Source organism: Streptomyces sp. NPDC059861 (genome assembly GCF_042731435.1).
Taxonomy (GTDB): Bacteria; Actinomycetota; Actinomycetes; order Streptomycetales; family Streptomycetaceae; genus Streptomyces.
Genome location: NZ_JBHWJQ010000039.1, coordinates 63,508 through 81,698, shown reverse-complemented (window position 1 = coordinate 81,698; position 18,191 = coordinate 63,508). Strand labels below are relative to the sequence as shown.

The window sequence follows — 18,191 nt, the reverse complement described above, 5'->3', positions numbered from 1 at the left end:
CCCACCGGTACCGGTGGGCGCACGTCCCCCCGCAGGACGGGGCGAAGACCAGTGCGGTCGCGATCGGCGCAGTCGCGAGCGTGACGGTCGCCGTCCAGGCCGGAATCCTGCCGCTCGTTCGCGGTGAAACAGTCCCAGAGATGGTTCTTGGCTGCCGCCGCCCTATTGCGCACTCATGGCGGGGCGGGCACGTCGCCTGAAGGAAACTGCCGGCCACCGGGGTGGGAGATCGCTCCTCACCCGGGAACGGCCGGGTCGCCCGGCGGAGGCCAGGACCGTCCCGGATGCCGGCCGGAGCATTCCTCACCCGCGGTAGGTCTCCAGCAGCCGCAGCCAGATTTCGCCGAGGGTGGGGAAGGCGGGGACGGCGTGCCGGAGCCGGTCCAGGGGCACCTGGCTGGCGACTGCGATGGTGGCCGTGTGGACGAGTTCCCCGACTCCGGGGCCGGCGAAGGTGACGGTCGGCGCCGACGAGTTCATCGACTACACCAAGGAGCGGCCCGAGGAGGTCGTGCGTGACGTCGACCTGGTCCTGGACGCCGTCGGGGGTCCCGACAGCAGGCGCTTCCTGCGCACCCTCAAGCGCGGCGGGTCCCTCTACCCGGTGTACTTCGGCCAGTTCGACGACGAGGAGAACGCGGAGCTGGGTGTGACGGTCACGGCCGTGACGGTCCGCTCGAGCGGCACGCAGCTCGCCGAACTGGAGAGCTTGGTTGACGCGGGGAAGATTCGCGTCGCGATCGACAGCACGTTCCCGCTCGCGGAGGCCCGGGCGGCACACGAGCGCATCGCCCGGGGACACATCCAGGGCAAGATCGTGCTCACTGTCGCTCAGGACTCCTGACAAAAGTGGTGGGCTTGGCCTGGTCAGAGGTCGGTGCCGTGCACGCGGCCGCCGGGTGGCGGGGCGCGGCCAGCCGCGTAATCGCACGCGAAAACCCGGCGACGTCGGCCATCGTCCCCGGGATACTGGTCGCCCATGGATGAGGTCGAAGTCGTCGTCGCCCATTCCGAGCGTGCGACTCTGCGCGTCGGCGACGTCTTCCTGAAGGTGGACGCCGATCAGGCGCGCATCGACGTCGAGGTCGAAGCGATGTCCCTCGCGCCGGTCCCGACCCCGGAGGTCCTGTGGCGCAAGCCGCCCGTGCTTGCGACCGCCGCACTCCCGGGGACGACGCTTGGGCGCCTCGGCGGGGCGTCGACCGGGTCGCCGGCGGCGTGGGCCGCGGCGGGCGCCGCCATCCGGCAGCTGCACGACGCGCCGCTGCCGTCCCGGCCGGGCCGGCCGGAGCATCGTCGCGCTGGCGGCGGAACTCGACGACGAGTGCGAGTTGCTCGTGACGAACGGCGTCCTGCCCGCCGACCTGGTCACCCGCAACCGCCAGGTCGCCGAGGCCGCGCTCCGGCCGTGGACTCCGGCGTTCACGCACGGCGACCTGCAGATCGCCCACGTCTTCGTCGACGGCGACGAGGTCACGGGCATCATCGACTGGTCCGAGGCGGGCCAGGGTGATGCCCTGTACGACCTCGCCACCTTCACGCTCGGACACGAGGAGCACCTCGACGTCGTCATCGCCGGGTATGGCATCGACATCGACCTCGACGTGATCCACGCGTGGTGGTCGTTGCGAAGCCTGCTGGGGGTTCGCTGGCTGACCCAGCACGGCTTCGACCCTTCCGCGCCGGGCTGTGAGGTCGACGTGCTGAGATCCCGGATGTGAGGCTGCGCGGGCCCGACTGCCACGTATGCGTTCTGACATGTCGAGCAGGCCATCCCCTGGGGCGCATCGCCTGCCCTTACTCTCAACGAAGTGCGGTGCGCAGTCGTCGCCGGCAGATGACGGCGAAGCCGAGGATGACGAACACGTGGTCGAGGTCGTCGCGGATCTTCCAGCGGATCCGCAGGCGGCGGGACCGGTGCAGCAGCGCGCTCGTAGCTTCCACGACCCAGCGGTACATGCCCAGGCCGGAGCGGTGCCCGGTGCCGCGCCGGGCGAAGTGCGGGGTGATCTGGAACCGGCGGTCTCATCGGTCAAGGGCCGCTTCTGATCGCATCCGTCCCGCCGTTCCTTTACGTCTGTGGGCCGCCCCGCCAGGGTGCGCGCAGGTGCTTGTCGGGGCCCTAGGAGAGCCTGTGTGACGTGGTGATCAACCGCTGGGCTCCAGGCAGCCGTTGATCCGAACCATCGAGGCGCGGTGGTGGCGAGATAGCTCTCGGGCGTCTTGGCGTATCGAGTCGCGATACCCCGCACAGCCGCCGATCGGTCCTGTAGCAGTCCTGCCTGGTGGTGGAGAAGTCCCCAGGTCGTGCTGTCGAATTCCCGCAATCAAACAGTCAGTTGATCGCCTGCATATCACGTGAGATCTCGTCAGTGAACTGTAGAGCTGGTGCTGTCAGGGCCGGTAGCTCAAGGGGGCGGATTCCGGTGGCAGGGCAAGCCTTTTCGATCTCGGTACTGATGGGATGTGTGGTCCTGCCTGGGGAACGGTCAGGCAAGGCCGCGATCGTGACCGGTTGCTTGACGGTGGGGGTCCTCGCGATCGGTGCGGGCTCCGTTGACTTGCGTGGATCAGCGGTGCTCACGCCGCAGGTTTATCGGGGTGTGGTGAGGCGGGCCTGCCACAGGTCGCGGAGCAATGCGATCTCGGCCATGTGGTGGATGAATTCGAGGTTGGCTCCCCACAGCACGGAGATGAAGGGTTCCTCGGGGTTGGAGCCGTAGGGGTATTGCGAGAGGCCGACCGTGTCGAGCTGGTCCTCGGTGAGGGCGCCGATGTCGGCGCGCCAGCGGTCGATCACCGGCCAGAAGCGCTCCAAGGTCAGGGTCGCGGAGGGGGAGAAGTCGATCATCTGCTTCGGGTCCCGGCGTCGTTCGCCGAAGGTCCACTCCCAGTTGCCCGCGAACTCGTGGTGGAGGTGGCCCAGCCGCCACGCGATGGTCGTGACCGGCGTCTGGTCCGGTTCCGGTTCGCCGGTGTGGGCCAGGATCTGTTCGACCCGCTCGACGGTCACGCTCCAGTCCTCGGCGATCTTCTCCACCGGCATGCCGCCGGCCGCCTGCCGGGCGACCTCCGCGTACTCGCTCGCCGGGATGTCCGTGGCGCCCAGGTCCATCACCCACTCGCCCGGCCCGAACGCCCGCGGCGTCGTTGCCTCGTCGCGCCGCCGTAGCGACCAGCAGCCGGGCACCGGCTCCCACAGATACTCCTCGTCGCCCAGCCCCGCCAGCCGCACCCCGGCCATCTCCCTGGCCTTGTCGAACTGGTCGAGCAGCAGGCCCAGACGGTCGGTCCGTACGCCCTCGATCTCCATGCACGGCTTCCCTTCGCGATCGCGTGTCGTACCTCATTCCGCTCCGGCGGAGGTTAATGGCCCACCTCCCGGGGCGCGACCGACTTCCTCGCCCACGAAGCGGAGCAGCACCTCCCGGATCACGGCACTCGTCCAGGCCGTCCTCACCCCACGTGACTTGCCGAGGATGAGGTCGGAACAGGGGCCTTGCCGGGAGCGGTTGGCTGCTGCGCTGAGCAGGCCGTGCGGCCCGGGCAGACGTCCGGAGAGGCGAAGTCAGTGCTCTCACCGCTGACTGGGAGTTACGGGAGAGCACCCTTCAGGCGAGGGCGCGGATGAGGATTGCGGCTGTGACGGTCAGGACTGCGATCGGCGGCATGACCAGGCGCAGGCGTGTCATCGGGCCGTCCTGGGCGCGTGCCGGTTCGGACGGCGCATGCTGCTCATTGTGCGGGTCGGCCGGCTCATGGCTGCGCCGGCGGTCACCGCCGGCGGTGTCCAGCCGGTAGGAACTGGTGAGCTGGCCGGACACCGCACCGTCGTCATGGTTGACGCGGGTCTCACACCTGTCCAACGACGGTGCTCGGCGATGAGTCCGGTCACTCGCCAACTCGTTATGACACCGCCGGGGGGCGGGGGAGTGGCTGGGGCGGCGCGGGGAGGCCGGCGACCTGCGCGGTGTGGGTGCGGTGGCTCGGTCCGGAGCTGAGGTGCTGCTGACGTGACACCGGCGGCAGCCCTGGTGCGGGCGGTTCCCGCTGGGTCGGCCCGGCACGGCGATTGGTCATGCCGTGGAGCGGGTGCGCGGTGGCGGGGTGCCGGGCAGTGCGTCCTTGCGGCGTGGGGTGAGGGCTTGTTCGGAGAGGTGTCGGGTGATGACCTGGGCCAGGACGTGCAACGCGGCCTGGACCTCCAGGTGGTCGAGAGTGTCCGCGTCGTCGCGGACCAGGGCGCTGTCGCTGGAGAGGGTGGTCCAGCCTGTCTCGTCGGTGGCCAGGCTCACGGTGACCGTCTCACCTGTCGGCACGGTCACCGTGAGTGTCGCGGCGTCGGTGACGGCGTTTCGACCGGTGTGCAAGAGTGAGCGGCGCCGGAGGTCGGCGCCAGCCGCGAGTTCTGCGCGTCCAGCGGCCTGGGCCAGAGCCCGGTGGGCGTGGTGGGTGACAGCCTGTCCCTGCTCCGCCAGGTCCGGCAGGGTGTCCTTCGGCTCCCAGCCCGGTCCCTGGTCAACCGGTGGGTCCAGCACCTCGGCGAGAGTGCGCAGGGCCCCGGAAGCGGCGAGGCCGGCACGCGTGAGGGGGTCGGCCGGATCGTGGACGTAGGCGGGGCGGGTGACGGCATCCGTGATCCGCGCGATCGCGCGAACGGATTCCGCGTCCAGGGGTTCGCCCCGGCCGGTCAGTGGTCCGGCGACGGGCTCGCCCCGCTTGCTCACCTCGATGCCGCGCTCGGCGAGATCGGCATAGACGGTGTCGCGTGAGACACGGGCCAGTCTGGCCAGCTCGGCGACGCTCCGGGTGCCGGTGCGCCAGGCGTCGGCCACGCGGTCGGCCCGGTCGGAGGCCAGGCGTTCTCTGCGCTCGGCCCAGCCGATGAGTGCGGACAGGGCCGTGACGCGATCGGCTTCGGTTCGCTGGCTCATGCGTCCTGACGATATGTCGACTGACTCGACATGTCGAACTGGTCGACACCGGGGGCTGTGTCGGCGTCGTCCACGAGAAGCTCGCCGACGGTCTGCTGCTGCGGCACGACGCGGGGTTGCGAGGCGTGCGTGCGCTGCTCGCGATTGTTGAGACCGCGTCCTGGACGCGCTCAATGCATGGGGCCGCGACATCAGCGACTTGGAGACGGCAGTCGGCGTTGCAGCCCCCCGAGCGTCACGCTCAGTGCCACAACCAACAGCTGATCACGGAGCGTGGCCACACCACACGACCGGAGCCAGAACCTGTTGGAGAGCAGCGTCTACGCGGCAGTTCGGGGGCACTTCGGGTGGCCGGCCAAGGCGTTGTGCACGGCGGTGGACCGGGCACGGCGCTGTCCCAGGGCGGTCAGGACGCCGATGGCCTGGCCGGCCAAGGTGTACGAAACGAGTGCCTGGCGCGGTTGCCGGTTCTCCGTGCGCAGCCGTTCCAACTCGGCCTGCAGGCTGTTGGCGGCCGCGGTGGCCGGTGTCGGCTCGGAGGTCGCGGAGGAAGCCATGAGCTCATCCATGGTGAATCGGGTCGAAGTCACCCCTGTCGCCTGCCCGGCACTCTGCTTCAGGATCCACCCGGCCGGTGCCGGGCACAACGCGTGAGTCCTTCGGGCCGCGGCCCGAAGGACTCACGCGGGGGCTGGACTCCGAACCCCCGGAGTGTGCGAGTAGCCAGTGGCGGGAGGGTCAAGCCCGAAAGCCCTCGTCCACGCATTCCGTCCAGGTTCTTTGGGAGGGAGAACCAGTACGCCCTCCAGGCAGCTCTGTGGTCCGCACAGGCTGGCCGGGTGCGGTGATACGGCGGCCGCCGTGTTTCGATCTCACCGCGGGGCAGCCGTGAAGCATCCGATTCGAGGAGGCTCCGATGCTGCCGACCGCCGCTGTGCCGCTCGCTTACAAAGGCCTCGACACGACGCCCACACGGTTTCTGATCATTGTCGTCGTGCTGGTAGTCGTCGGGATCGGCCTGGCGCTGCGCCGAGGACGGCGCTGATGCGCTGGGGCGACAAAAGGCTGGCCGTCTTGCGTACGCGCCGCGGGCGCCGGAGCCGAGGGTCTGGTAGGAGCTGGTCAGGTCCTTGCATGCGGCGGTCCATCGCTTCGCGTTCCAGTCCGCCTGCGCGTGATTGCTCCGTTCCCTCTCCGTGGCGGTGAGCCGTCTCCGTGGTGGCGAGCCGTCCACCGGCTGGACGGTCCGTCCGGCCCGGTGAGGGCGGAGGCCGGGGCGCCGCGGGACTTCAGGCGCCCCAGCTGCCGTTCGCCGTCAGGTGGTCGTTCAGCAGCCGGAGGCCGACGTGTAGGAGGCGCTCCGCCAGGCTCCGTTGAGGTAGAAGTGGTAGACGCCGTTCATGCGACGGAAGTCCACCGAGCCCATGCCCTCCCAGGCGAGGTACCTGATGTCGCGCTGATTGCCGAGATCCTGCAGGGAGTTGTCCGCCACGCTCAGCGTGTTGGGTCCCGCGCTGCCGTCGGCCGTGAGCCCGTACCACCTCTGGAAGTCCCTGGTGGCCTCGGTGGTGGCGGGCCCGAAGTCGCAGTCGATGGCTCCGGTGTAGAAGCCCTCCGCCCGCAGGACCAGCTGCCACAGCGCCACGGCCCTGCTGTAGTCGTGGGAGTTGTAGTCCAAGGGCCCCTCGTCGCCCCAGTCGTTCCTCACACCGGCGTTGCCCCAGTCGGCGCCGCTGATGGAGCCGCTGGCGACCGACGCGCCGGCCGACGGTGCCGACATGACTCCGCCGCAGAAAATGGCCGCGGTGATGAGAGCGCCGGTGATGCGCTTGGAGAGTCTCAACTCATGTCCTTTCACTTGACAGCCGGGCGTACGGGGCCGTCGACGTCGTGTGTGGGTTGCGCGCGTGGCAGCACACCGGCCGGCGTGGCTCGTGACGCGCCGGGCGCCGCTTCGGGAGCGGGACCGGCGCGTCACGGGCCACGCGTTCTCCCCCCGGCCGCTGTGCACGTCGCCGAGTGTCGGGGGTGACGGGCGGCATGTCGTTGGAGATGCGTGCCAAGCCGTTGACGATTGACGCCAGGTGGCCGGACGACCGGCTAGTGGTGCAGCCGGCGGTACGCCTGCGGGCCGTGCCCGTAGGCCGCCCGGAAGGCACGGCTGAAGTGCGCGGGGTCGGTGAACCCCCAGCGGGCGGCGACGGCGCGGACCGGGCGCGCGTGCAGCAGGGGGTCGGCCAGGTCACGGCGGCAGCACTCCAGGCGCCGTGCGCGGATCCACCCGGCCACCGTGACGCCCTGGTCGCGGAAGAGCCGGTGCAGGGAGCGTACGGAGAGGTTGTGGGCGGCCGCTATCGCCCCCGGGGCCAGCTCGGGGTCCCCGAGGTGCCGGTGGATGAAGGCGCGGATCTCCAGCATCTGGACGTTCGAGCGGGTGTGGGGCGGCACCCGGTCGGCGGCCTCCAGATGCCGAGCCAGGAAAGCGGTCATCAGGTCGACCGTGACCCCGGCCAGCCGGGCACCGTCCGCCGCGGTGTACGCGCCGGCGCCGGCGGTGAGCTGTGTGAGGTAGGCGGACAGCAGGGCACCCATTCCGTCCTGACCCGGCATGGGCTCGCCGACGAGGCGACGGACCTTGTCGGCGGGGAGGGGCAGCAGCGCCCTCGGAAACTGCACCATCACCCCCTCCACGGTGTCGCGGCCGGCACTGGCCCAGCCGTGCCAGGGGCGCGAGGTGTCGTAGAGCAGCACCTCACCCGGCCCGCTCGTGGCGTCGAGGCCGGACTGGAGGATCCGGTGACCGCCCCGCAGGGTGATCATCAGTTGCAGGGACTCGTGGTCCGACCTGCGGACCATGCTGGCCGGCCGGCGCGTCTCCAGTGCGGGGTAGGTGAGCGAGGACACCCGTACCCCGCCCAACTCCAGCACTCGTGCGCTCGCCCGGAAGTCCGCGTCGTGTTCGCTGCGGATCACGTTGGGGATCAGTGCGCTGGAGGTCATGTCGTGCCACGACGTGAACCGGTCCCTCACGGGCAGATCCAGCGTCCGGAAATCCGTCACCAGCACCATGCCGTCTCCCTCACAGCGGCAATCCGCTTGTCCCCGGCCACCCGTGCCCCCGCCGGACCGGCAATGGCAGCTGTCGAGGGCGAGGCGTTTCCAGTGTCGCAGGGCTCGGGGGGCCGGAAGCCGGTGCAGCGGGGCAGGCCCGGGATTGCCCTCGCAGGCCTGCCTTGCGGTGTGTCCGAGCCGGCGGCCTCCACCAGAACCGGCTCGACCTCGCCTGCGGCGTCATCTGCATCCGACGCCTGTGACGATCACACGAAGAAATCAGCCGGTTGCCGGTGGGCGGCGCACCACGACAGCGTCAGCCGCGCTTGGCATCCGTGCGGACCGATGCCCGGCGCGCCAGGCGTACCGGGAGCGTTCCTACGCTGTTGCCGACGAAGCCGGCGTGCCGCGGCAATTCACTCTCGACCACAGCGAGATCGAGGTCCGGGAAGCGGGTGAACAACTGCTCCAGAGCTATCGTCGCCTCCAAGCGGGCCAAGGGGGCTCCGAGGCAGAAGTGGGCTCCGTGCCCCAGGGAGAGGTGCCGGGGACCTGTATTTCCGCGTGCGCGGGTGACGTCGAATCGGTCGGCTTCCCGTCCGTGGGCTCCCTGGTCCCGGCCCGCCGCAGAATAGCCGGCGAGGACGGGCGTGCCCTGCGGGATCAGCGTCCCGTCGACGGTCAGGTCACGAACCGGGTAGCGAAACGGGAAGTAGCTGACGGGCGAGTCCCAGCGCAGGGTCTCCTCCACGACATCGGACCAGCTCGCCGCGCCCGTGACGACCTTCGCGCGCTCGTCAGGGTGAGCACACAAGGCACGTACGGCGTTGGTGATGAGGTTCAGCGTGGTCTCGTGCCCAGCGATGATCATGATGAGCAGAGTGCCGACAAGTTCCTGCTCGGAGAGCCGGGAGCCGGCTTCATCGCGGGCGGCGATGAGGGCGCTGGTGAGATCGTCGCCCGGCCGCTCGGCGCGGGCCGCGGCCACGGAAGCCAGGATCGCGACGAGTTCACGGTTGGCCGCAAGGGCCTGTTCGGGCCCGAGATCGGTGGCCACCACCAGATTGGACAAGTCGTGCAGCCGATTGCGATGCTCCGGGCCGACTCCCAGGAGTTCGCTGATGACGCCCATCGGCAGCGGCATGGCGAAGTGCCTGCGCAGGTCGGAGACACCCCCTTCCTTCGCAGCAGCGGCCGCGAGGTCGTCCAAAAGGGCGTCTGTCAGTTCCTCGATCCACTGCCGCATCCCCTCGACACGCCGGGCGGTGAACGCCTGGCTCACCAGCGACCGCAGCCGTCGGTGGTCGTCACCGTCCGCGGTCGTCATGCCCGCCACCGTCGCAAAAGTCATCAACGGCCAGCCCTTGGCTATCCGCCCCTCGCGCAGTGCAGCGAAATGCCTGGCGTCCTTTGCCACATCCGGGTGCGCGAGGAACTCCTTCAGCGCGGCATGGCCGAGGACAGCCATGCCGTCTACACCGCCGGGCAACACCACCGGCACGACCGTTCGCTGCGCCAAGAGCCGGGCATTGGCTGCGTGTGGGCAGCCGCCGGCAGGGTCCATGTGGTGCGGCGTGATGGGGGAGGCATCCACCATAGTCTCCTGACCGCCGTCGACCGCGCCCTCGGGGACGGTCACGCGCGAAGGTCCGCACATCTGACGACAGCCGACCGGATTGCGTCGCCAGCGTGGGACGAACGACAAGTAGCTGGATCGTACGATCTCACCAACTCATGGTCCAGAGACTGGCATTGCGGCATCACCTGGCTGGCATGCCGGCCTCGGAATCTTCGGTCACACCCCCGCTGTCCACGATCCGCGAAGCCGCAGCGACTGCGCTTCAGGGCGGGTCGGCGGTTGAACAGCGCAGGGTTGGGCAGCCAATTCGCCTGCCCACGGGCGGGTCAGCACGGCCACCACCCTCATAGGACTCCGTTAGGTCCTCTGATCAACGCTGGTTGAAAGCATGTTGGGTGTGTGGACTCACATGAAGTGATGTGTGTCCGGGCGGGGTTGACGTTGTTCGTGGCGCATGTGTTCGCGGCTGCCGGACGGCAATGAGCAGAAACCTGCAGCAGACCAGTCCACCTGGGATCCGTTCCGGTGCAGCGGCGGATCAACGAACGTCGGCTGCGGCTGGTCGGCCCGGCGGCGAGGTGTCGGTGCCCAAGGACGGCCAGATGTCGGTGGCCGTGGCTCCGCAGTACTCGGCTGTACATCGCGGGACCGGCCACCGACTAGGGGAGGCCCGCACCCTTGTGGCACTCGCCCGCGCCTACCGTAAGACCGACGTGCCGCACCGAACTGATGAGGCGACAGACACGGGTCGTCCCGGACGTCGGCGTGCCCGAGACGGAGTACGACGATCTTGAGCGGTGACGTCTTCTCAGCTGAGCCCGTCAGTCCCGTTCCCTAGTCAGCCAGGACATGTGCTCCGGACCATAAGGCTGGCGCGGAACGATGCGTTCGGGGCCCCGCGCGGAGGTTTCACGCCGACGGCCGCGCCGCAGTGGGGCACCCTCGGCGAGGAGAGCCTCGCCAGGGGCCCGTCCAGGTTACTTCGCAGTTGTACGAGGCCCAGTGGCCGTTGAGGAAGGACGGCTGCACGGCCTCCGCGGCCTGCGCCATGGCCGCCTTGCAGGCGGCGGCCGGATCCTCGACCGTGGTGTTCGTCGCGGCCGTGAGGGGTGTCAGAACCGCAGATGCTTCCGCCCGAGCGCTGAGTCAACGTCGACGGGCGACGCCGCACGGTGCGGGTCTGCACGACCAGCTTCTCCGCGAGTGCCCTGGCCTTGGTGGTCGCGTCTGCGAAGGCACGTTGCCGGGAAGCCTCAGAGAGCGGCACCAGTTCGGACATGGCCGGATTGCGGGGTGCCAGGGCCAGCGTCGGGATGATGAAGTCGAGGTCCAGGCTCAGAGCGTTCTTGAGGACGCCCTCCAGGAAGTTCCGGATGAACCCGAACCCCTCTCGGCGTCCCGGGTGCGTGGGAGCCGCCGCGGCCGGCGACGACGACCACGTGGTGCCCTCGGCCGAAGGGTTCTCGCCGACGGTGCGGCCGAGCAGGTAGACGTTGTCGACCGAAGCTCTGAGGGTCCAGGGGATCCCGAAGTTGTACATGGATGCGCCGATCAGGACGGCGTCCGCCTGCTCCAACTCCACGATGAGTTCCGCCCGCACGACGTGTGAGGCGGCCTGATCCTCGCTGTGCCCGGCAGGTGCGGTGTTGCCGGCGGACCAGGCTTCGGCGGTGAAGCGGGAACGGGGTGGGCGGCGACGTCGCGGTGGATCACCGTGCCCTGCGGGTGCTGCTGCTCCTCCCAGGCCTTGCGGAAGGCGGCCGTGACCGAACGGGACTAGGACATCTGGCCGGGGAACAGGGGCGAGCCGATGTGCGGAACGGTGACCTGAACCTCTCTCCGCATGTGGCGCCGCAAGCCCGGGCCGGAGGGCTGCCGAGGCTCAAGTGGCAACAGTTGCACACGAGATCGTAGCGAGTGATACCGTTGCAGTCGTAACGATCATGACCGTGCGAGTCGAGCAGGAGATGTTGTTCGTGGATGTCTATGAGGCGGTCGCAAGCCGACGGGCGGTACGCAGCTTCACTGATCGTCCCGTCTCCAGACAGACGCTGGAACGCGTGCTGTCGACCGCGGCCTGGGCGCCCTCCGGATCGAACCTCCAGCCGTGGAACGCCTACGTGCTCACCGGCGGCCCGCTGGAGGAACTCAAGAAGCGTGCCGGTGAACGCCTGGCTTCCGGCGACGCCTGGGACGAGCCGGAGTACGAGCAGTACCCGTCCGCACTGAAGTCGCCCTATGCCGAACGTCGATCGGCCTTCGGCAAGCAGCGCTACGGTGCACTCGGCATTCCGCGTGAGGACCTGGAGGCGCGTCAGAGAGCCGCATCCGCGAACTGGGACTGCTTCGGTGCTCCCGCGGCCCTGTTCTGCTACATCGACCCCACTCTCGGGCGGCCACAGTGGTCCGATATTGGCATGTTCCTGCAGAGCGTCATGTTGTTGCTGCGCAGCGAGGGGCTGCACAGCTGCACGCAGATGGCGTGGGCGAAGTTCCACAGGACCGTCGCGGAGATCGTGTCCCCACCGGACGACCTGATGCTCTTCTGCGGCATGTCGATCGGATTCGAGGACCCAACGGCACGCGACCCCCGTATGGGCCGCGCGCCACTCACGGAGACCGTCACCTTCGTCGACAGCCTCTAAATGGCTTGAGGAGGCGTCAGGTGGTACGGGGCGACGGCACCTCACGTCGGTGGCGTCCTGAGTCGTAACAGCGGAAGTTGAATCAACAGTCCGGGCACGCGCCGACGGTGTCGATGCGTGCCCGGACTTTCGCAGCCAGCGAAGGCCATCCTCGTACTGATCGCCGTCGCACCTCGACAGATCTTCACCACTGCCTGACCTACACGGCCGCGGGCGATCTTCACCGGCGCACGCGCGCTCGTCATCCGGGTCCAAGCTTGCCGTTGCCGGCCTCGTTACGGTAGGTGAAGGGTCGGTCGTCCAGTGTTCGCGGTCAGCCTGCGTGCAGACGCCCCCGTGCTCCGTGATCTGGAAAGCCGGGCGGTCTGGGGATCCGACATATGATCGTTCGGAAAAGATGCAGGTCGGGGGCCCGTCGATGGTGTCTGTCGACCTGTTGGGGGGACCTTCGTGGCCGCGAGGGGCGGTCCACGAGGGTGCGCGACGCGAGCAAAGGGGATGGGCGATATGGGAGAGCACACGCGGAAGCCCGGGGAGTATGTCAAGCCTGGTGGCCGCATCGTCCTCGACGATTACTGCCGTGCGGATGGTGAGTACTACGCCTCGGGGGCGTACTACTTCCAGAAGGCGCTCAGTAGATTTGAGGATGGCCAGAGGGTGGAAGCTGAGCTTGTACCGGAGCCGTTCAACCGGTGGGATGCGCGGGCCGTGGCCTATGACGTGCAGGGTCAGCGGGTCGCCTACCTGCCTGCGACGTCCGCGAAGATGTGGCATGACGTCGTGAGGGCCTGGAATGAAGCCGGTTATGCGGTGTACGTCGGGGCCGAAGTGAACCGCTGGGGGGACGACGAGGGCGAGGCTCGGTTCGGCCTTACCGCGCCCAAGTGGGACTGGCAAACACTCCTGGACCTGGCGGAGGCTGTCGGGCTTCGGACTGCCTGGGGAGCGGTCATGGACGGACTGTCCGAGAAGCAGCGGCGCCTGATGCGTGAGGATGGCGGCTACACCCCGAACGATTCGGTCCTGAAGGTGTTGCTGAAGCAGCAGGAACAACACCCCATCTTTCGGTGGGGTTGGAAGAGCGATGGAGATCTGAGCGAGCGGATGCCGTTCTGGTACGGCTACTTCGTTCGTGAGGAAATGTGGGAGGAGGAGCGGGCGGAACGGGACCATCGTCGTTTCGCTCGGTCTGTGAAGTCTTCTCTGCTCCGCGCGTTCAAGGACGAGATCCGGCGCAGGAAAGAGTGGGAGCGTGAGCAGGCGCGTCTGCTTCGTGAGCAGCAGGGGGCGCAAGCGCTCCGGCTCCAGGACGAAGGCGTACGAATCCGGGACATCGCCGCAGAACTTGACCTGACTCCCAAGCAGGTGGAAAGTCTCCTCTATCGCGCCCGCAAGGCCGCAGGTGCAACCCTCCAGCGTAACGACGATCTACAGAAGGAGCGGCGCCGCGCTGCGGCGGAAGCTCTTCATCACAAGAGAGCGGGCCTGGCGAGGGCGGAGATCGCGCGCGTCATGGGTCGATCGGTCGAATCCGTGAAGGACCTGTTGCAGGATGCGGTCTTCTATGAAGCCCCCGAAGCCTACCCGGAGCGGTTGGAACTGGCGCGTAGGTGTGCCGAGCTCCGAGGCGCGGGCTTGGCCAAGGGAGCAGTCCTGGAGGAGCTGGGTGTCACCAGGGCGCGGGCGTTGAGGGCCTTCCGGGATGTCGCCTTCCTCGACAGCCGCGCGCGCGATGGTGAGGAGGCCGCGACGTCTTCCGCTTGATGAGGGGCGCGACAGCCGGCTGTTGGCTCGAGCTCGGAGCCCAGATCGGCCTCACCAGCAGTTGGGGCAGGCCAGATGCAAAGGGGTTGCTGACCCACTGATAGGGAGTGATTGCTCTTTCTGCTGAAGACGGACTGGTGGTTGCTCTTGCCCCAATCCGTGAGTGTTGAACGCAGTCCCGCGAGTACCACGGCAGCAGCCGCGCTGCCCAGGATCGCGCCCACGATGACCTAAGCCGTCGGGTGGTCCCGCAGCGACACCCGGGACCACCCGACAGCCGCGACGCCGAGGAAGAGCAGTGCCGCCCACCATCCGTACGCGACGGTGATGACGACCGCGTCGCCGGAGGCGACGGCGGTGTGGGCGCTGACTTTCCACGAGACGGTGACCGCCATGGTCAGCTACGGGCCAGCGACCATGGCGGCGAGCAGGGCGACGACCTCGCGGGGCGCATCGAGCGCCAGGAGCAGGCCGCTGCCGACGAGTACGGCGCCGAGGGACGAACAGCGGAATGCAGCGCTGGGCGCGGGGATATTCCCCCACCAGGCCCCACGCCCACTCCGCCCGCCTCCACTGCTTCTACAGCCGAGAGGGAAGGTTCAACGCCGTGTCGCCGGTGCTCGGCGGACGGTCCCTGACTGGAGTCGTCGACGTCTCGGCCCAACGAGCCTGCGGGCAGATGGTCCCGAGCAGCGCCGCGCGCGCTCCAGCGTTTCCGCTGCTGCCCGCAGCCCTCGTGTCACCTTCGCCAGAACAGGTGGTGCGTCACGCCGCTCGGGCTGGGCACGACCTCCAGCTGGAATCGGTCGAGCAGCTCATCGGGGGACTCCCACAGTCGTAGTCCGGCCCCGAGCTTCACCGGCGACACCGCCACATGCATGGTGTCGACGAGGTCAGCTTCGAGGAACTGCCGGATGGTGGTGACCCCGCCGCCGAGTCGGACATCCTTGCCCTGCGCAGCCTTCCGCGCCTGTTCGAGGACCGTGGCTGGGTCGCCGTCGACGAAGTGGAACGTGGTGTCGGAGAGCGTGAACGACGGACGCTTGTGGTGGGTCATGACGAACACCGGCGTGCGAAACGGGGGCTCCTCCCCCCACCAGCCGCGCCACTGATGGTCCTGCCAGGGCCCGCGCTGGGGCCCGAACTTGTTGCGGCCCATGATCTCGGCACCGATGTCGCGTGCGAAGTCTCGCGTGAAGTAGTCGTCGAGGCCCCGGCTCCCCCCGGGATCCGTGCGCATGGGCCAGCTCGCTGTGGCTCCGGCCCAGGCGAACAGCCTCTCGGGATGGTCGTGGCCGAACGGCCGCTCGAGACTCTGGTGCTCACCGGCACCGATTCCGTCACTCGAGACGTTGAAGTTCATGACTCTCAGCAGTTGATCCACGTGTTTCCTCGTCAGGTCCGGTCGCGTCATCGTGTGGCGAGCGCCGCACATCATGACGTCGAACGGGACGTGGCCGGATCGACAGCGGCCCACGACTTTTTTCCAAGGCTCGTCAGGAAGCGGCCCGGTTGACGGTGTGGCCGTGGCGGACGCGGACGGCATGAGGTGGCCGCGGTGGCCGCTGCGACCACTCACATGCGTCGCAACAGTGGTCATCGCCCAACCGCCCGTTCCAACCGCCAATCCGGCGGACCTGCCCGGTCAGAGCACTGGGATCGGGCGGACCGCGGAGGTCCTGGGCGGTGCCGAGCGGCTGATCTCGACCGGGCTGGGTGTCTACCTGCCTCATCAGGCCACCGCGACCGCGGTCCAGGTGAACAACCTGCACCTGATGCGCGGCATGCTCGGCCGCCCGGGCTGCGGCCTGCTGCAGATGAACGGCCGGCCCAGCGCGCAGAATGAGCGGGAGCGCGGCACCGACGGCGAGTTGGCAGTGCAGGCAGCTGAGGGCCACCGGCAGCAGGCCACCGATGCACGTCGGTGAAGGCTGCGTCCGGTGCCCCCAACTGCGAACCACAGGCCTGCATCGAGGTGACCGCAGAGCGGGCTCGTACCGCGTCCGCCTGTCTTCATGGGCCGGATCCGCTACCGGAACTCAGGCACTGTGCTGTTCCGTGACCCGGATCGTTCGGAGCTCGGCGTCTGCGGCGTCGGGGAGGTTCATACCTGCGGCGTGTCCGGTTGCCAGGTAGCGCAGGACGGGTTCGGTGAGGCGTTCGCCGGGCAGAATGGCGGGGATGCCCGGCGGGTACGGGGTGATCATTTCTGCCGCGATGCGGCCCGCGGCCTTGGCCACGGGAACCTCTTCGGCCGGTCCGAAGAACGCGTCCCGCGGCAGTAGCGCCTGCTCCATCCGCAGTTCGCTCGGCGACGGAACGTCTACGCCTGGAGCGTCCGGCAGGTCCGGTGCCGCGTGGGTGAGATCTTTGAGGGCGGTCAGCAGTTGCTGGACGGTCTCCTCGTCATCGCCGTGCGTGAGCTGGGCGCCGATACGCCGGTGGTCCGTCAGGTGGGCGTCGATGGCGCGGTGCTCACGCAGCCAGTCGGCCGCCTGATAGCCGGTGATGCCCAGCTGGGCGATGTCCATGATGACGGGCAGCGGATCGAAGTCGTCCGCAAGTCCCGGGGCGCAGAAGTCGGCTCGGTCGTTGACGTGCAGGCCGTCCATCTCCTCGATCGCGGAGCGGACCTCGGCCGCCAGCCGAAGGGCCCCGCCCATGAGGTCGTGGCCGTGCAGGGCCATCTGCCGACGCCAGCCGTCCAGCCCTGCGTAGATCAGGACCGAGGGGCTGGTCGTGCCGAGAAGGTCCGCGCGCATCTTCAGCAGGTGCGGCGGCACGAGATCCCCCTGCAGGTGGAAGACGGAGCCCTGCTCAAGGCCGCTGCCCATCTTGTGGATGCTCGTCACGCAGATGTCCGCGCCGGCATCCATCGCCCAGGTCGGCAGGTCGGCGTGGAATGGCAGATGCGCGCCCCAGGCCTCGTCCACGACGAGCGGCACCCCCCGCCGGTGGCAGACATCCGCCACGGACCGCAGGTCCGCGCTCCCGCCGTACGGGGTGGGGCTGGTGATCAGCGCACCCTGGGCGTCCGGATGGGCACGGAAGGCGCTGTCGAAATCCTCGGCCGACGGAGGGTGCGCGATGGCCCGCTGCGCATCCCAGCGCGGCTCGACCCAGACCGGCTCGATGCCGGACAGGACAAGACCCGCCACGACCGACTTGTGGGCGTCTCGTCCGATCAGCAGCTTCTCGTGCGGACCGGCAACCGCCAGCATCGCCGCCTTCACCGACAGAGAACTTCCGCAGGTGGTGAAGAACGTGTGCTCGGCGTGCACGGCATCCGCCATCAGCTCCTCGGCACGCTGCAGGAACCGCCCCCGCATCAGCCGGTCATCGAGCCCACCGGAAGCCAGGACGTCACCCATGAACACCGCATCGCCCAGAACCTCCCGCACGGCGGGATCCGCACCCCGGGCCTGCTTGTGCCCGGGAGGGGTGAACGAGAGCTGACCCGCCCGACGGTACTCGACGAGCGCTTCCAGGACAGGTGCACGCGTGTGGTCGACAGTCATGCCACCACGAGTGCCCCGCCATGACGCCTGCGATCCACCGTTTCGACGACGTCTGCTGCCGGTGACGTGATCTGACACGCAGCGAAACACCAGGTACCCCGGGGCTGCTCAAATCTCTGGCAGAACGATCTTGGCCAGCTGGAAGGGCCGCACTGCTCGAGATTCGTGTATTCGACCCGGCAGACCTGGGAGGACGGCCCCTGTCCGAGAGCGGAGACGCGGGGATGGGGGGAGCAGTCTTCGACCACGCGGATGCAGGGTCCAGTGAGCGATTCACCACCACCACGCTCCTGTTGTCGCCCTCAGCCCAGAATGCGATGAGGGCTACCTGGCGCCGGTCCCTGTCCTCCTGCTGCTCCTTGGACCGGGCGAGCTGGGCGTTGGCGACTTGTGCGGACTTGCGCGTGCCCCACGCGGTCACGGCAAGACCGGCAGCAGCGACGACGGCGGCCAGCACAGTCGTGTGCTTCGCCCGATCCACGCGCTGGTACCACTCACGTATGTGACGGACGGCGGGAAGGAACCCCTCGTCGGCTCCGTGGTGCCGGCCGGCGGCGGTTGCCGTATCCATATCGGCGGCTGCGGAGTACCGCACGTACTCGTGATCTGGCTGGACGCGGCCGGCGCAAGTCGCGGTTGCGGGCGGACAGCAAGGACTGTCTACCGGTGACCGGCGGAGCCGGCGGCTTCCCCCGGTCGG

14 protein-coding genes and 5 pseudogenes are annotated in these 18,191 nt (G+C 68.7%); 6 read left to right on the top strand and 13 right to left on the bottom strand.

Going from position 1 to position 18,191, the window contains the following annotated elements; all coding sequences use genetic code 11:
- Window positions 1-303: 303 nt before the first annotated feature.
- Window positions 304-459: pseudogene (locus ACFV6X_RS28740) on the bottom strand (pyridine nucleotide-disulfide oxidoreductase); the annotation flags it as partial.
- A gap of 1 nt (window position 460) precedes the next feature.
- On the opposite strand from ACFV6X_RS28740, the pseudogene ACFV6X_RS28735 reads away from it, so the two are divergent.
- Window positions 461-844, top strand: a pseudogene (locus tag ACFV6X_RS28735) (zinc-binding dehydrogenase); the annotation flags it as partial.
- Between the two features lie 135 nt (window positions 845-979).
- Window positions 980-1,721 (top strand): annotated as a pseudogene (locus ACFV6X_RS28730) (phosphotransferase family protein).
- Between the two features lie 82 nt (window positions 1,722-1,803).
- On the opposite strand, the gene ACFV6X_RS28725 reads toward ACFV6X_RS28730, so the two are convergent.
- From ACFV6X_RS28725 to ACFV6X_RS28705, 5 genes are all read right to left on the bottom strand, one after another.
- On the bottom strand, window positions 1,804-1,944 hold the full coding sequence (locus ACFV6X_RS28725; protein ID WP_385388178.1) for a hypothetical protein: 141 nt from the start codon (window positions 1,942-1,944) through the stop codon (window positions 1,804-1,806).
- A 649-nt stretch (window positions 1,945-2,593) separates the two neighbouring features.
- Window positions 2,594-3,313: a DinB family protein gene (locus ACFV6X_RS28720; protein ID WP_385388177.1), complete on the bottom strand. Its 720-nt coding sequence runs from the start codon at window positions 3,311-3,313 to the stop codon at window positions 2,594-2,596.
- 298 nt (window positions 3,314-3,611) lie between these two features.
- Window positions 3,612-3,824, bottom strand: coding sequence for a hypothetical protein (locus tag ACFV6X_RS28715; protein ID WP_385388175.1), 213 nt, complete (start codon window positions 3,822-3,824; stop codon window positions 3,612-3,614).
- A gap of 252 nt (window positions 3,825-4,076) precedes the next feature.
- Window positions 4,077-4,934: a hypothetical protein gene (locus tag ACFV6X_RS28710; RefSeq protein WP_385388173.1), complete on the bottom strand. Its 858-nt coding sequence runs from the start codon at window positions 4,932-4,934 to the stop codon at window positions 4,077-4,079.
- Between the two features lie 320 nt (window positions 4,935-5,254).
- On the bottom strand, window positions 5,255-5,491 hold the full coding sequence (locus ACFV6X_RS28705; protein WP_385388171.1) for a hypothetical protein: 237 nt from the start codon (window positions 5,489-5,491) through the stop codon (window positions 5,255-5,257).
- Window positions 5,492-5,850: 359 nt separating this feature from the next.
- Between ACFV6X_RS28705 and ACFV6X_RS28700 the strand changes: the two genes are divergently transcribed.
- Entirely contained in the window at window positions 5,851-5,979 is a 129-nt protein-coding gene (locus ACFV6X_RS28700) for a hypothetical protein (protein ID WP_385388168.1), read from the top strand.
- 282 nt (window positions 5,980-6,261) lie between these two features.
- Here ACFV6X_RS28700 and ACFV6X_RS28695 read toward each other — a convergent pair whose 3' ends face one another.
- From ACFV6X_RS28695 to ACFV6X_RS28680, 4 genes and pseudogenes are all read right to left on the bottom strand, one after another.
- Entirely contained in the window at window positions 6,262-6,777 is a 516-nt protein-coding gene (locus ACFV6X_RS28695) for a peptidoglycan-binding protein (protein ID WP_385388165.1), read from the bottom strand.
- A 257-nt stretch (window positions 6,778-7,034) separates the two neighbouring features.
- Window positions 7,035-8,003 (bottom strand): helix-turn-helix domain-containing protein, encoded by a 969-nt coding sequence (locus tag ACFV6X_RS28690; protein ID WP_385388163.1) that lies wholly within the window; start codon window positions 8,001-8,003, stop codon window positions 7,035-7,037.
- Window positions 8,004-8,301: 298 nt separating this feature from the next.
- Window positions 8,302-9,582, bottom strand: coding sequence for a cytochrome P450 (locus ACFV6X_RS28685; RefSeq protein WP_385388183.1), 1,281 nt, complete (start codon window positions 9,580-9,582; stop codon window positions 8,302-8,304).
- Between the two features lie 1,165 nt (window positions 9,583-10,747).
- Window positions 10,748-11,349, bottom strand: a pseudogene (locus tag ACFV6X_RS28680) (NAD(P)H-dependent oxidoreductase); the annotation flags it as partial.
- Between the two features lie 191 nt (window positions 11,350-11,540).
- Here ACFV6X_RS28680 and ACFV6X_RS28675 point away from each other — a divergent pair.
- Window positions 11,541-12,209 (top strand): nitroreductase, encoded by a 669-nt coding sequence (locus ACFV6X_RS28675; RefSeq protein ID WP_385388181.1) that lies wholly within the window; start codon window positions 11,541-11,543, stop codon window positions 12,207-12,209.
- A gap of 507 nt (window positions 12,210-12,716) precedes the next feature.
- Entirely contained in the window at window positions 12,717-13,973 is a 1,257-nt protein-coding gene (locus tag ACFV6X_RS28670) for a hypothetical protein (protein WP_385388160.1), read from the top strand.
- Between the two features lie 230 nt (window positions 13,974-14,203).
- Here ACFV6X_RS28670 and ACFV6X_RS28665 read toward each other — a convergent pair whose 3' ends face one another.
- Both ACFV6X_RS28665 and ACFV6X_RS28660 read right to left on the bottom strand, forming a co-directional pair.
- Complete coding sequence (locus ACFV6X_RS28665) at window positions 14,204-14,368, bottom strand: hypothetical protein (protein ID WP_385388158.1); 165 nt, start codon at window positions 14,366-14,368, stop codon at window positions 14,204-14,206.
- Window positions 14,369-14,712: 344 nt separating this feature from the next.
- Window positions 14,713-15,357: a dihydrofolate reductase family protein gene (locus tag ACFV6X_RS28660; protein ID WP_385388180.1), complete on the bottom strand. Its 645-nt coding sequence runs from the start codon at window positions 15,355-15,357 to the stop codon at window positions 14,713-14,715.
- A gap of 274 nt (window positions 15,358-15,631) precedes the next feature.
- On the opposite strand from ACFV6X_RS28660, the pseudogene ACFV6X_RS28655 reads away from it, so the two are divergent.
- A pseudogene (locus tag ACFV6X_RS28655) lies at window positions 15,632-15,847 on the top strand (hypothetical protein); the annotation flags it as partial.
- Window positions 15,848-16,012: 165 nt separating this feature from the next.
- On the opposite strand, the gene ACFV6X_RS28650 reads toward ACFV6X_RS28655, so the two are convergent.
- On the bottom strand, window positions 16,013-17,491 hold the full coding sequence (locus ACFV6X_RS28650) for an aminotransferase class I/II-fold pyridoxal phosphate-dependent enzyme (protein ID WP_385388156.1): 1,479 nt from the start codon (window positions 17,489-17,491) through the stop codon (window positions 16,013-16,015).
- Window positions 17,492-18,191: the final 700 nt, after the last annotated feature.

Excerpts from the sequence above, each read along its gene's own strand:
- ACFV6X_RS28685 (WP_385388183.1), bottom strand. The coding sequence starts at position 9,582 with ATGGTGGATGCCTCCCCCATCACGCCGCACCACATGGACCCTGCCGGC.
- ACFV6X_RS28670 (WP_385388160.1), top strand. The coding sequence starts at position 12,717 with ATGGGAGAGCACACGCGGAAGCCCGGGGAGTATGTCAAGCCTGGTGGC.
- ACFV6X_RS28690 (WP_385388163.1), bottom strand. The coding sequence starts at position 8,003 with ATGGTGCTGGTGACGGATTTCCGGACGCTGGATCTGCCCGTGAGGGAC.
- ACFV6X_RS28720 (WP_385388177.1), bottom strand. The coding sequence starts at position 3,313 with ATGGAGATCGAGGGCGTACGGACCGACCGTCTGGGCCTGCTGCTCGAC.
- ACFV6X_RS28710 (WP_385388173.1), bottom strand. The coding sequence starts at position 4,934 with ATGAGCCAGCGAACCGAAGCCGATCGCGTCACGGCCCTGTCCGCACTC.
- ACFV6X_RS28705 (WP_385388171.1), bottom strand. The coding sequence starts at position 5,491 with ATGGCTTCCTCCGCGACCTCCGAGCCGACACCGGCCACCGCGGCCGCC.
- ACFV6X_RS28665 (WP_385388158.1), bottom strand. The coding sequence starts at position 14,368 with ATGGCGGTCACCGTCTCGTGGAAAGTCAGCGCCCACACCGCCGTCGCC.
- ACFV6X_RS28650 (WP_385388156.1), bottom strand. The coding sequence starts at position 17,491 with ATGACTGTCGACCACACGCGTGCACCTGTCCTGGAAGCGCTCGTCGAG.
- ACFV6X_RS28700 (WP_385388168.1), top strand. The coding sequence starts at position 5,851 with ATGCTGCCGACCGCCGCTGTGCCGCTCGCTTACAAAGGCCTCGACACG.